The organism is Streptomyces platensis, assembly GCF_008704855.1.
GTDB classification, from domain to species: domain Bacteria; phylum Actinomycetota; class Actinomycetes; order Streptomycetales; family Streptomycetaceae; genus Streptomyces; species Streptomyces platensis.
Genome location: NZ_CP023691.1, coordinates 7,587,000 through 7,600,710 on the forward strand (window position 1 = coordinate 7,587,000; position 13,711 = coordinate 7,600,710).

The 13,711-nt window shown below is 70.6% G+C and carries 6 protein-coding genes; 5 read left to right on the forward strand and 1 reads right to left on the reverse strand.

Translation table 11 applies throughout. The annotated features are described in order from the left end of the window. Positions 1–393: 393 nt before the first annotated feature. The 5 genes from CP981_RS33495 to CP981_RS33515 all read left to right on the forward strand — a co-directional run bounded on the left by CP981_RS33495 (position 394) and on the right by CP981_RS33515 (position 10,545). Positions 394–1,428 carry a TauD/TfdA family dioxygenase gene (locus CP981_RS33495; RefSeq protein ID WP_085928466.1) on the forward strand — a complete coding sequence of 345 codons (1,035 nt, stop codon included), beginning with the start codon at positions 394–396 and terminating at the stop codon, positions 1,426–1,428. Continuing rightward, a complete protein-coding gene (locus CP981_RS33500) occupies positions 1,425–3,248 on the forward strand; it encodes a non-ribosomal peptide synthetase (protein WP_085928467.1) in 1,824 nt (607 codons plus the stop codon). The genes CP981_RS33495 and CP981_RS33500 overlap by 4 nt, the downstream gene beginning before the upstream one ends. A 151-nt stretch (positions 3,249–3,399) precedes the next feature. Further along, the gene (locus CP981_RS33505; RefSeq protein ID WP_085928468.1) at positions 3,400–4,176 is read left to right on the forward strand and encodes a thioesterase II family protein; all 777 of its coding nucleotides are present in this window, start codon (positions 3,400–3,402) and stop codon (positions 4,174–4,176) included. A 61-nt stretch (positions 4,177–4,237) separates the two neighbouring features. Next, entirely contained in the window at positions 4,238–4,444 is a 207-nt protein-coding gene (locus CP981_RS38970) for an MbtH family protein (protein WP_244329906.1), read from the forward strand. 29 nt (positions 4,445–4,473) lie between these two features. Beyond that, positions 4,474–10,545 carry a non-ribosomal peptide synthetase gene (locus tag CP981_RS33515; RefSeq protein ID WP_085928470.1) on the forward strand — a complete coding sequence of 2,024 codons (6,072 nt, stop codon included), beginning with the start codon at positions 4,474–4,476 and terminating at the stop codon, positions 10,543–10,545. Between the two features lie 60 nt (positions 10,546–10,605). Here CP981_RS33515 and CP981_RS33520 read toward each other — a convergent pair whose 3' ends face one another. Then, on the reverse strand, positions 10,606–13,641 hold the full coding sequence (locus CP981_RS33520) for an AfsR/SARP family transcriptional regulator (RefSeq protein WP_085928471.1): 3,036 nt from the start codon (positions 13,639–13,641) through the stop codon (positions 10,606–10,608). Positions 13,642–13,711 lie beyond the last annotated feature (70 nt).

Sequence of the window (13,711 nt, forward strand, 5' to 3'; positions counted from 1 at the left end):
TTTATGCGACAGGCATGAACACCATCCCCGAATGCTCTTGGTGCACGTCTTTCCCGATGACAACGTGAAACGCGTCGGCACGGCCGGAAAGAGCGACTGGCACCCGCGGCCGGAGCAATTCTGCAGCGCATTTCGGCAGAACGTCCTGCGCGCGGTACGCGGGACGGGCCGAGCCGAGTGCGGTGCCGATTCGACGTACCGCGCCGATTCCTCCCGCGGAACCGTCCGCACCTTCCCCATGACGTGAAAGGAATTCCATGTCCCCGCTCCCCGGCCCCGCGCAGAACATGCGCCACCCGTCCGAGATCCGGAACGACACCGGATGGGGGTGACCTCCCCCGAGCAGCGTCCGAGGACATCCGTCAGCAACGACATGAGAGGCAGCGCACAACCATGAGCTCTTCCCGGTCCGCCACCGCGGGACCCCCCGCCTGGACCCTCGAACCCGGTAAGCCGGCGATGGCACACGTCCCCCGCTTCACCGACGCCGCCGAAGCAGTTGAGTGGCTCGGATCGGTCCACGCGGAGCTGCGCACCGCCCTGCACCGGCACGGTGCGGTGTACCTGCGGGGCCTCCCGGTCCGCGACGTCGAGGACTTCGCGAAGGTACGCGATGTCCTGGTGCCCCGCCGCACTCCCTACCGTGAGAAGGCCACCCCCCGCAGCAGCTACGGGAACGACGTCTACTCCTCCACCGACCTCCCGCCCAACCAGCCGATCCGTATGCACAACGAGAACAGCTACACACTGACCTACCCCGGTCTGCTGCTCTTCTCCTGCCTGACGGCACCGGAGGAGGGCGGCGCGACACCGGTCGCCGACTGCCGCGAAGTGCTCCGCCGGATACCTTCCGCGCTCGTGCAGCGGATGCGCTCGGCCGGCTGGTTGCTGACCCGCAACTACTCCGAGCACATCTCTCTGGACTGGCGCACCGCATTCGCCGCCGACACCCGGGAGCAGACCGAGAAGTACTGCGCGGACAACCTCATCTCCTGTGAATGGGACGCCTCGGGCGTACTGCGTACCCGGCAACTGCGGCCCGGGATCATCCGGCATCCGCAGACGGGGGAGGAGGTCTGGTTCAACCACATGGCTTTCTGGAACTCCTGGTCGCTGGACGAGGAGATCCGGGAGGCGCTGCTGGACGAATTCGGGCCGGACGGCCTGCCCTTCGAGACCGGCCTCGGCGACGGCGTGCCGCTGACGCGCGACGAACTCGACGCCATCAACGCCGCATACGAGGGTGCGACGGTGCGCGAGGCCTGGCAGCCGGGCGATGTGCTGCTCGTCGACAACGTGCTGGCCACCCATGGCCGCGACCCCTTCCGCGGCGACCGCCGCATCGTCGTCGCGATGGGCGAACCCATCGCCCTCGCGGACTGCCGGCCCACCGTGCCGCCCGCCCCGGGAGAGGAGCGGGCAGCATGACCGACCTCCTCGACAATCGCCCTCACAGCGCACCGGACCACGCCGTCGATCTGCTGACCCGTTTCCAGCAGGCCGTCTCGGCGACCCCGGACCGCATCGCGGTCAGCCACCGTGGTGCGCTCACCTTCGCCGAACTCGACCGGCACACCGCCCATTTGGCGGGAGTGCTGGCCGGCCACGGCGCCGCACCCGGCCGGCGGATCGGGATCAGCCTGCCCCGGGGCACCGACCTCGTCGTCGCGCTGCTCGCCGTCTGGCGGACCGGCGCCGCCTACGTACCGCTCGACCCCGCCTATCCGCAGGAACGCCTGCATGCGATGGTGCGTGACGCGGGCATCGACGTGGTGCTGACCGGGGGAAGCGACGGCCCGGTGTGGCCGGAAGGTGTCCGCACCCTTCCGGTCGCACCCCCTCCGGAGGCCCCGGCCCCGGAGCACACTCCGGCTCCGCCCGTACCGGTCTCCGCTCGGACCCCGGCGTACGTCATCTACACCTCCGGCTCGACGGGCGTACCGAAGGGCGTCGAAACCACCCGGGGCGCGGTGGCGGCACTGGTCACCGGGCTGGAGGAGGCGGGCTTCTACGACCCTGGGCACCGGGTCGTCGCATGGAACGCCAGCGTTTCCTTCGACGCCTCGGTCCAGCAATGGGCACGGGTGTGCCGGGGCGACACCGTGGTCGTCCTGGGGGAGGCGGAGCGCACCGATCCGGCCCTGCTGGGGGCAGTCCTGGACGAGCACGGGGTGCACGACCTCGACCTGACCCCCTCGCACTGGCCGCTGCTCCGCGACGACCTGCTCGTACGCGCCGCCGAGGGGCGACGGCTCCGGCTGTTCATGGGCGGCGAGGCGGTACCGGAGGGCACCTGGCGGGAGCTGGCGGCCGCACACGACGCCCGGCGCCTCGAAGCGGTCAACCTCTACGGCCCCACCGAGTGCACGGTGGACGCCACCGCTGCCTGGATCGAGGACTTCGCTCCGCACATCGGACGTCCCCTGCCGGGAGTCCGCTGCCACGTCCTCGACGCCGCGCTGCGGCCGGTGCCGTTCGGCGAGGAGGGCGAGCTCTACCTCGCCGGTCGGCAGCTGGCCGTCGGCTATGTGAACCGGCCCGCGCTCACCGCCACGCGGTTCGTCGCCGACCCGTTCGCCGCCGACGGCACGCGGATGTACCGCACCGGAGACCTGGTGCGCCGGCGCCCCGACAACTCCCTGGAATACCGGGGACGCAGCGACCGTCAGGTCAAACTCCGCGGTCACCGTGTGGAGTTGGGCGATATCGAGGCCGCGCTGACCACCCATCCGGGTGTGGCGGCCGCCGTGGTCACCCTGCACAGCGGCACCGCCGTCGGCGAACAGCTCGCCGCGTACTACGTGGCGGCGACAGGTGCCGCGGGCGACGCGTCTGCCACCGGCACCCCCACTCCCGACACGCTGCGCGCCCATCTGGCCGCCGCTCTGCCGCAGTTCATGCGCCCGACCGCATACCTCCCACTCGACGCGATGCCGCTGACCGTGAACGGCAAGGTCGACCTCACCGCCCTGCCCGCGCCCGAACCGGCCACGGCGGACCTGGACAACGCTCCGGAGAGCGAGGCCGAGACGCTGATAGCGGCCGTATGGTCCGAAGTACTCGGCCGTGAGCACATCAGGGCCGATGACGACTTCTTCGCCATGGGCGGCCATTCGCTGATCGCCCTGCGTGTCGTGGCCCGGCTGAAGAAGCAGCTGGGGGTCGTGATGTCGGCCCGTGAGGTCTACCAGCATCCACGGCTCAGGGACCTGGCGCGGCACGTCGAGAGCCTGCGCGCCGACCGCTGACGGGCCGACATCCGCCTCCCGCGATCACCGCGCACCTTCTGCATCACCGTCACTGCGCCGCCCGCGCGGATACCGCGATCCGTCACCGCAGAGACGCAGCAGAGACGCCGAAGAGACAAAAGACCCCCACACAGACAGGGAGAGGGCCACGATGCCCGGACCTCAGGACACCACCGTCATCCCGATCAAACCACCGGACCGTCACACCGTGCGCACGCTCCTCTGCCTGGGCTTCTGCGGCGGCGGCACCGGGCCGTATCACTCCTGGAGCGACAGCCTGCCCGCCGAGGTGGCCCTCTCCGCCATCTGCTACCCCGGCCGGGAGGGGCGCTTCCTGGAGCCGTACGCGGCCGACTGGGAGGAACTCGCCGCGGACGCCACCACCGCTGTGCTCTCCGCAGCCGACGGGCCATACGTCCTGTTCGGGCACAGCATGGGCGGATGGATGGCCTTCGACGTCGCGGCCCGGATCGAGGCCGCGGCCGGCCCGGCCCCGGAGGCACTGGTCGTCTCCTCGTGCAACGCGCCGGACCGCGGTCTGACTCCACGGGACATGTTCCCCGCGCGCCAGGACACCGACGCCGAGCTGCTGGACTGGATGCGCACCAACGGCCTGATGCCCGAACACGTCCTGGCGGACCCGGGACTCCAGGAGATGGCCGTGGAGCTCATGCGTGCGGACATCCGGGTCCGTGACACCTTTCGCTGCCGGCCGGGGACCACGGTGGGCGTCCCCGTCCAGATGCTCTCCGCGACGGACGACGATGTCATCGAGCCGGACGCCGGAAACCAGTGGCGCCGGGTCGCCCGCGGTGCGTACCGCCACGATGTGCTGCCCGGCGGGCACTTCTACACCCCGGAGATCTGGCGGCAGCTGCCGGCCCACATCGCACCGCTCACCACACCGGCATCCCACGCCGCGGTCTGAGCCCGCCGAACGGGAACGCTCCGCCCCACACCGCTCCCAGCCACCTGAAAGGACACCCCCCGTGACGCATACGCACCCCTTCGAAGACGTCGACGGCACCTATCTCGTCCTGGTCAACCAGCACAACCAGCACTCCCTCTGGCCGTCGCACCTGGCACCTCCGCAGGGCTGGACGGTGACCCGGGGCGCCGACGGATATCAGGCCTGCCTCGACCACATCGAGGAGCACTGGCGCGACCTGTCGCCGCAGCCCGCCACCGGCAACTGACCCATCTCCGTCTCCAAGGGAGGAGCACCATGACGCAAGCGCAGAGTCCCGCGGTCGCGGAGCAGGCCGATGCCACAGCCCCGTCCGGGGACGGCCCCGGCCGTGCCGGCAGGGGGCGTGGTCCGCGATCAGTGCGGGAGGAGGTGTTGTGCCGGCTGTTCGCCCAGGTGCTGGGTGTGCCGACGGTCGGGGTGGCGGACAACTTCTTCGCCCTGGGCGGGCATTCGCTGAGGGCAGCCCAGCTCCTGAGCCGGATCCGTTCGGTGCTGGGCGTGGAGCTGGGCGTCCGCGAACTGTTCGGTTCGCCGACCGTGGCGGGGCTGGCGGATCTGCTGGCCGACGGTGCCGCGGCCCGGCCGGCGGTGACGGCGCGGGCGCGGCCCGCGGTGGTGCCGTTGTCGTTCGCGCAGCAGCGGCTGTGGTTCCTGGATCGTCTGGAGCAGAGTCCGACCTATAACGCGCCGTTCGCCTTCCGGGTGCGGGGCCCGGTGGATGTGGACGCCCTCCAGTACGCCGTGAACGATGTGGTCGGGCGTCATGAGGCGCTGCGCACGGTCTTCCCGGTCCGCGACGACGAGCCCTTCCAGGACATCCTGGCACCCGAGCACGCGACGGTGAAGGTGGCGGTGGTGCCGTGTGCCGCCGAGGAGCTGAGCTCCCTCTTTCATGACGCGGCGTTCGCCCCCTTCGACCTGGCGGTCGAACTTCCCTTGCGTGTCTCGCTGTTCACCGCCGCTCCCGATGAGCACCTGCTTCTGCTGACGTTGCATCACATCGCCAGCGACGGCTGGTCGGAAGCTCCGCTGCTGCGCGATCTGTCCACGGCTTATCGCGCCCGCCTCACCGGCAGTGTTCCTGTGTGGGAGGCGCTGGCGGTCCAGTATGCGGATTACACGTTGTGGCAGCGTGAGCTTCTGGCGGAGGTGGGTGGGCAGCAGGCGGACTTCTGGGTGGGGGCACTGGAGGGTCTTCCGCAGGAGCTGGCGCTGCCCACCGACCGGCCGCGTCCGTCGCGGCCCACCCATTCCGGTGGTCTCGTTCATTTCCGGCTGCCTGCCGACTTGCATGGGCGTCTTGAGTCGTTGGCGCGTGAGCAGGGTGCGACGTTGTTCATGGTGCTTCAGGCGGGGTTGGCGGCGTTGCTGACGAGGTTGGGGGCCGGTACGGACATCGCGTTGGGTACCGCGACGGCGGGACGGACCGATCAGGCGTTGGACGATATCGTCGGGTTCTTCGTCAATACGCTGGTGTTGCGGACGGACACCTCGGGCGATCCGTCGTTCGGTGAGTTGCTCGCCCGGACACGGGAGGGGGATCTGGCGGCGTTCGCCCACCAGGATCTGCCCTTCGAGCAGCTGGTGGAGAGGCTGAACCCGGACCGGAGCACTGCCCGTCATCCGCTCTTTCAGACCATGCTTGTCCTTCAGAACAACGCCGAAGGCACCCTCGATCTCCCCGGTACCACCCTCACACCCCAACCCCTGGACACCGCACCCTCCAAATTCGACCTCGGCTGGAGCTTCACGGAGGAGCGGGACGCCGACGAACGCCCCCTGGGCATGTCCGGCATCCTCCAGTTCGCCACCGATCTGTTCGACCGCACCACCGCGGACACCATGGCCGGCCTCCTCGTCCGCGCTCTCGACGCCGCCGCGGACGCACCGGACACCGCCATCGGTTCGCTGGCAATCTTCGCGTCGCGGGCAGAGGAGCGGGCATTCCTGGACCGGACGGACGAGCATCGGCTCCCCGCCCGTCAGGCGTCCGGCCCTGGCGGTGCCGCAGGTGCCGGTCCGGCATCCGGGGACGGCCCCGGCCGTGCCGGGAGGGGCGAGCGTGGTCCGCGGTCTGCGCGGGAGGAGGTGTTGTGTCAGCTGTTCGCCCAGGTGTTGGGTGTGCCGACGGTCGGGGTGGCGGACAATTTCTTCGCCCTGGGCGGCCACTCGCTGCTGGCCACTCGACTGCTGAGCCGGATCCGTTCGGTGCTGGGCGTGGAGCTGGGTGTCAGGGAGTTCTTCGGCTCCCCGACGGCCGCGGGGCTGGCGGATCTGCTGGCCGACGGTGCCGTGGCCCGGCCGGCGGTGACGGCGCGGGCGCGGCCTGCGGTGGTGCCGTTGTCGTTCGCGCAGCAGCGGCTGTGGTTCCTGGATCGTCTGGAGCAGAGTCCGACCTATAACGCGCCGTTCGCCTTCCGGGTGCGGGGCCCGGTGGATGTGGACGCACTCCAGTACGCCGTGAACGATGTCGTCGGGCGCCATGAGGCACTGCGCACGGTCTTCCCCGCCCACGAGGGCGAGCCGCACCAGCAGGTGCTCGCCCCCGACGAGGCCGCCGTCGAGGTCACCGTGGTGCCGTGCCCCGCCGACGAGATCTCCGCCCGCTTCCACGCCGCGGCTTTCACACCCTTCGACCTCGCCGGGGAACTGCCCCTGCGGGTCACGTTGTTCACCGTCGGCCCCGAAGAGCATCTGCTTCTGCTGACGTTGCATCACATCGCCAGTGACGGTTGGTCGGAAGCTCCGCTGCTGCGCGATCTGTCCACGGCTTATCGCGCCCGTCTCACCGGCAGTGTTCCTGTGTGGGAGGCGCTGGCGGTCCAGTATGCGGATTACACGTTGTGGCAGCGTGAGCTTCTGGCGGAGGTGGGTGGGCAGCAGGCGGACTTCTGGGTGGGGGCGCTGGAGGGTCTTCCGCAGGAGCTGGCGCTGCCCACCGACCGGCCGCGTCCGTCCCGGCCCACGCATTCCGGTGGTCTCGTTCATTTCCGGCTGTCTGCCGACTTGCATGGGCGTCTTGAGTCGTTGGCGCGTGAGCAGGGTGCGACGTTGTTCATGGTGCTTCAGGCGGGGTTGGCGGCGCTGCTGACGAGGTTGGGGGCCGGTACGGACATCCCGTTGGGTACCGCGACGGCGGGACGGACCGATCAGGCGTTGGACGATATCGTCGGGTTCTTCGTCAATACGCTGGTGTTGCGGACGGACACCTCGGGGAATCCGTCGTTCGGCGAGTTGCTCGCCCGGACACGGGAAGGGGATCTGGCGGCGTTCGCCCACCAGGATCTGCCCTTCGAGCAGCTGGTGGAGAGGCTGAACCCGGACCGGAGCACTGCCCGTCATCCGCTCTTCCAGACCATGCTCGTCCTCCAGAACAACGCCGAAGGCACCCTCGATCTCCCCGGCACCACCCTCACACCCCAACCCCTCGACACGGCCCCCACCAAATTCGACCTCGATTTCACCTTCACCGAACGGCACGGCGCCGACGGCAGCCCCGGCGGCGTCGACGGCCTGTTGCACTACTCGGCCGACCTGTTCGAACGTGCCACCGCCGAGGCCCTGACCCAGCGCCTGCTGAGCCTCCTCACCACCGCCGGCGCCGCCCCGGACACTCCCATCGGAGCGATGGAACTGCTCTCCCCGCAGGAGCGCGTCCGCATCCTCTCCGGGTGGAACGACACCGCCCTTCCGCTGCCGGACGACCGGCTGGTGCACGAGATCTTCGAGGAGCACGTACGGAACAGCCCGGATGCCACCGCGGTGGTCGACGCCGACGGCACGCTGACCTTCCGTGAGCTGAACGCCCACGCGAACCGGCTGGCCTGGCTGCTGATCAGCCAGGGCATCCGGCCGGAACAGCGAGTGGCCACCTTGCTCCCACGGGCCGGCGAGCACATCGTCGCGCTGCTGGCCGCGCTCAAGGCGGGCTGCTGCTACGTGCCCATGGACCCGGAGGACCCCGAGGACCGGACCGCCCTGATGCTGGCGGACGCCGCGCCGTCCTTCCTGCTGACCGACAGGGAGAACCTGGCCCGGCTCCGTCCGGGGGCCGATCCCTCGCTCCAGGTGCTGGTCCTCGACGACCCTGCCGTGCGTCAGTCCCTCAGCCGGTACGCGCCGGTCGATCCGCACCCTGCGGACCGGCCCGTACCGCTGCGCCCGGACCATCTCGCCTACGTCATCTACACCTCGGGCTCGACGGGCCGGCCGAAGGGGGTGGCCGTGGAGCACCGCAATCTCAGCAACCTGTTCCACGCCCACTTCGCGGTGTTCGCGCCTCAGGTGGCGGCCGCCGGGGACCACCGGTTCCGTGCCCTGGTGACCGGACCGCTGACCTTCGACTCCTCCTGGGAACCGGTCCTGTGGCTGCTGGGCGGCCATGAACTGCACCTCGTGCACGACGAGGTCCGCCGCGACCCGGAGGCGATGGTCGAGTACATCGGCGCCGCGGGCATCGACTACATGGAGATCTCGCCGACGTACTGCCGGCAGCTGATGACGGCGGGCATGCTGTCCGCAGGGCAGCCCTCGCAACCGCGCATCGTCGAGCTCGGCGGCGAGGCCGTCGACCAGGCGCTGTGGAGCGAACTCCGCGCCATTTCCGGGACCGAGGGCTTCAACACCTACGGCCCGACGGAGTGCACCGTGTACGTGTCACACGGCGCGGCAGCGGAACACGAGCGCCCGCTGATCGGCCGGCCGATCAGCAACAACCGTATGTACGTCCTCGACGCGGGCCTGCGTCCGCTGCCCGCCGGGGTGGTCGGCGAACTGTATCTGGCCGGAGCGGGGACGGCCCGCGGATACCTGGGCCGGCCGGGGCTGACGGCACAGCGGTTCGTGGCCTGCCCGTTCGGAGAGCCGGGGGAGCGCATGTACCGGACCGGGGACCTGGCGCGCTGGAGCGCCGACGGTGTCCTGGAATATATGGGTCGCACCGACGATCAGGTGAAGGTCCGCGGCTTCCGGATCGAACCCGGCGAGGTGGAGTCGGTGCTCGCCGGACACGACGCGGTCCGCCAGGTGACCGTGATCGTCCGGGAGGACAGGCCGGGGGAGCGCAAGCTGGTCGCCTATGTGGTTCCGACGGAGCAGGGCCGGGCGGATGCCCGCGAGCTGCGCCGCCTCGCCACGGCGTCACTGCCCCGCCACATGGTGCCGTCGTCGTTCGTGTTCCTGGACACCCTGCCGCTGACCTCGCGCGGAAAGCTCGACCGGCGGATGCTGCCGGCACCGGGTGACGGGACGGTGGAGCACCGCCGAGGCCCGCGAACGGTGCGCGAGGAGCTGTTGTGCGGGCTGTTCACCGAGGTCCTCGGGGTGCCCGAGGTGGGCATCGACGACGACTTCTTCGCCCTGGGCGGCCACTCGATGCTCGCCACCCGGCTGATCGCCAGGGCGCGTTCGGTGCTCGGCGCCGAGCTGAGCATCAGGACCCTGTTCGATGCCCCCACCGTCGCCGGACTCGCCGAGCGGCTCTCGCAGGACACGCCCGACGACTCCCTCGCGGTCCTGCTCCCGCTGCGCTCCGTACGCCGGGCGGCCACGCCATCCCGCACACGGGGCGCCACACCCCCCGAGCCGCTCTTCTGCGTCCACCCGGCGGCCGGAACCAGCTGGGTGTACTCCGGGCTGCTCCGCCACCTTGCACCCGACCAGCCCGTGTACGGCCTTCAGGCACACGGGCTCACCGAGCCCGATGCGGCTCCGGAAAGCATGACGGAGATGGTGGAGGCCTACCTCGCGCAGATCAGGTCGGTGCAGCCGGATGGCCCCTTCTCACTCCTCGGCTGGTCCTTCGGCGGGGTGGTGGCCCACGAGATGGCGGTACGGCTCCAGGAGGCCGGAGAAAAGGTCAACTCGCTTGTCCTGATGGACAGTTACCCGTCGCGCGCGACCGTCGACGGCCACGACACAGGAAGGACGGAAAAGAGCGGATCGGGGACGGACCGGGGCGACGCACCGGAGGCGGAAGAACTGCGGCAGGCCCTGTTCGACTCCCTCGGGCACCAGGCGGATGCCACGGTCGGCCCGCTCGCCCTGCTCGGGGAACAGGGCCTGGCGGCCATGGTCCGGGTGTTCGCCCGCAACAGTCGCCTCCAGAGCGGATTCGTTCCGCGCTCGTTCCGGGGCGATGTGCTGTTCTTCGAGGCCACCGAGGGCTGGGTTCCGGGCATGCAGCGCCCCCAGGCCTGGCGGCCCCATGTGACGGGCCGGCTCGCCATCACTCCCGTACGTGGCGCGCACGGCGAACTGACCCGCCCGGAGCAGCTCGCGCAGATCGGCCCGGTGCTGGCCGACTGGTGTGCCAAATACAGGAAGTGACGCCACAGTGCAGCTGATCGCGCCCCGCCCGGACCCCAGCGGTGTCCGGGCGGGCCGTGGTCACTGACCGACGGCAGCCCCGGAACCCGTATGGAGCCCGAGAACCCGGTACAGTTCCGCGGCTTTCTCCAAGTGACCCGCCGCCTCCCCGTCCACGTACCCGGCCCGCACTGCCTGAAGGGCCCTGCCGAGTGCCTGGTGGCTGCGCGCCATCAGCAGGTGCTCCTGGGTGAGTTGAGCCCCTTGAAGGGCCTGCCGCGCATGGTCGACGGCGGCTTGGGCGTCCCCGGTCAGCAGGAGTGCCTCGGCGAGCCGGTACAGGCACTCGGTCTCGTTTCGGGCATGGCCGGTGGTCCGGGCGCGCGGCAACACCTGGCGGTAGAGCGCGGCCGCCTCCGCGGGACGCCCGCCGTACAACAGGGTGTCCGCCTCCGTCATCATCACCCGGATCAGCCACTTCACGTCATTGCCGGAGGTCAGCAGGTCGGCCAGCTCCCGGCACTGCGCACGGATCCGGGCCAGGTCCCCCCTGCTGCCGGGATCCTGGGCCCGGATCTGGAGCAGGAGAGTGCGCCGCCGTGTGACCAGCCCCTGATCGCCGGTGACCATCGCCATCTCCACCGACCGCTCCGCGTGGGCGCGGGCCGAGCTGAAGTCGGCGCACATGGCGTCGAGGTGGGCCAGCATCGCATGGGTGAAGAGAACCGCCAGGAAGGGCCGGAGGCCATCGGCGGGTGCGGGAGACTCACCGAAGATCTCCAGTGCCTTCAGCAGATGCGCCCGTGAGCGGTCGAGGCAGTCCAGCGAGGAGTGCTTCTTGAGGATCACCCCGGCCGCGTAATGAGCCGTGCCCACCACGTCCTCGTCGCAGTACGCCACCGCGGCCCGCACCAGAGCGGTGGCCGCCGGCGCCAGCATGCCGAGGGGCACGCTCTCCTCGAAGCAGGGAGCCAGCATCAGCCCGTCGACGGCGAGTGCCACCGCCTCCGCGTCTCCGCTGCCGGCCGCCTGTTCCGCCACGGCGGCCACGGTGGGCAGCGCTCTCCGCATCCACTGCACCGCCTCCTGGCCGGTCCCCACGTCCTCGCCCGCCGACCGCCGCGGTCGCAGCTCAGCGGTCAGCCGACCGCCCAGCGGCTGGGTCGCCAGGACTGCTCCGGCGACACTGGCACACATGAAGTCGGCCGCGCGGCGCACGACTTGGCGCAGTTCCTCGTCGGTCAGCTCCACTCGGGCCGTCGCTCGCGCATAGGCTCCGACCAGATCGTGGTAGCGGTAGCGGCCCGGTGCGCGGGTCTCCAGGAGTACCGCGTCGACCAGGGCCTCCAGGACGTCCTCCACCTCCCGCTCCGGTAGCTCGAGAACCGCCGCGGCGCCCTTCACGCCGAACTCGACGCAGTGCGGAAGGGACAAGGCAAGAAACGCCCGGGCCCGCTGCGGAGAGAGCTGCGCGTACGACTGTTCGAACACCGCCTCGACCGTCAGCTCACCGACCCGCAGTTCCCCGAGCAGCCTGGCCTCGTCGGACATCCGGGACAGCAGCGTGGCGACCGGCCAGGCCGGCCGGAGCGCGAGGCGAGCGCCGATCGCCCGCAGCGCCAACGGCAGATGGCCGCTGGCGGCGGCGAGCGCAGCGACGGCGTCCGGCTCCTCCTCGATCCGCCGGATACCGGCGACCTTGCCGATCAGCTCCACGGAATCGTGGGGGTCGAGGCCCTTCAGCGACACCTTGACGGCGGCCGGCAGCGCCGCCAGCGCACGGGCGGTGACCAGGACCGCGCACTGGTCGGCGCCGGGCAGCAACGGCTCGACCTGGGCGACGCCGGCGGCATTGTCCAGCACCACCAGCACGGCGCGGTCCGACAGCAGGGTGCGGAACAGTGCCGCGCGGTCACTCAACGAAGCAGGCAGGCGCTCGTGCGGCACGCCCAGTGAGGTCAGGAAACCGGCCAGAACGTCGGCCGGGGCACCAGGAGCGCCGCACGGTGTGCGCAGTTCGGCGTACAACTGGCCGTCGGGGAAGGAGCCCATGACCGCATGCCCGGTGCGCAGGGCCAGCGCGGTCTTGCCTACGCCGCCCATCCCTGTGATGACCGCGACGGGGTGCGAGGTGTGCCCGCTGAGCGCGGCGACCAGGGTGCAGACCTCCTCGTGCCGACCGGTGAAGTCGCACGGTACGGCCGGCAACTGGGCGGGCGCCCGCAGTGCGGGGACGGCTGACCGCACCCGCACCTCGGCCGGGACGGCAGCGGTCCTCGCCGTATCAGGAACCGCCAGCAGAGTCCGGTCACCCGCCAGCACCGCGGCGTGCAGCTCGTCGAGGACGGGGCCGGTATCGATGCCCATCTCGTCCGCGAGTACCTGGCGGGCGTGATCGTAGGCCAGCAGCGCATCGGCGCTCCGCTCCGACCGGTACAGGGCCAGCATCAGCGCACCGTGCAGCCGCTCCCGGTACGGATAGGCCTCCAGAGCGCACAGGATCTCCGGCACCACCTCCTCATGCCGGCCGCACGCCAGCGACAGCTCCAGGTGATGCTCTGTCGCCGAGGCCCGCTGTTCGGCCAGCGACCGGCGCTGTTCCTGCGCGTAGGGCCCGGGGAGCCCAGCCAGCGCCGGGCCCTGCCACATACCGAGCGCCCCCTTCAGAACGGATGCGGCATACGCGGAATCGCCCTGCGCGGCCGCACGCCGGGCCCGCAGCGTGAGCCGGCCGAACAGCAGAGCGTCGACACGCTCGGCCGGCAGTCGCAGGACATAGCCGTCCGCCATGGTCCCGATGACCGTGGCCCCACCGTCTCGATCGGATTCGGCGCCACCCTCCCTGCCCGCGGCGTGCGCACGGTCGAGGTATGTCCGCAGCCGATGGACGTAGTTCACGATCACTCGGCGGGCGGAGGCGGGCGGATCGTCGTCGTACAGACCGTCCACCAGCTGATCGATCGTCACCAGGGTCCCCGCGCGGAGCGCCAGCGCCGCCAGTACGGCCTGTGGCCCCGGCGCTCCGGGCCGTCCGGCCGTTCCGTCAGCCGAAACGTATTCGACGGGACCGAGCAGCCGGAGGTGGGCCACTCCGTGTAGTGCGGATAAGTGTGACATTGCTCCTGTATACCAACTAAACTACACAGAGCCGGTGTTGACGCGTCGGCAACGCCTGAGTGCACGGCGG

What these genes read in the sequence shown, in the direction of transcription:
- CP981_RS33495 (WP_085928466.1), top strand. Translation starts at nt 394, where the DNA reads ATGAGCTCTTCCCGGTCCGCCACCGCGGGACCCCCCGCCTGGACCCTC.
- CP981_RS33500 (WP_085928467.1), top strand. Translation starts at nt 1,425, where the DNA reads ATGACCGACCTCCTCGACAATCGCCCTCACAGCGCACCGGACCACGCC.
- CP981_RS33505 (WP_085928468.1), top strand. Translation starts at nt 3,400, where the DNA reads ATGCCCGGACCTCAGGACACCACCGTCATCCCGATCAAACCACCGGAC.
- CP981_RS33515 (WP_085928470.1), top strand. Translation starts at nt 4,474, where the DNA reads ATGACGCAAGCGCAGAGTCCCGCGGTCGCGGAGCAGGCCGATGCCACA.
- CP981_RS33520 (WP_085928471.1), bottom strand. Translation starts at nt 13,641, where the DNA reads ATGTCACACTTATCCGCACTACACGGAGTGGCCCACCTCCGGCTGCTC.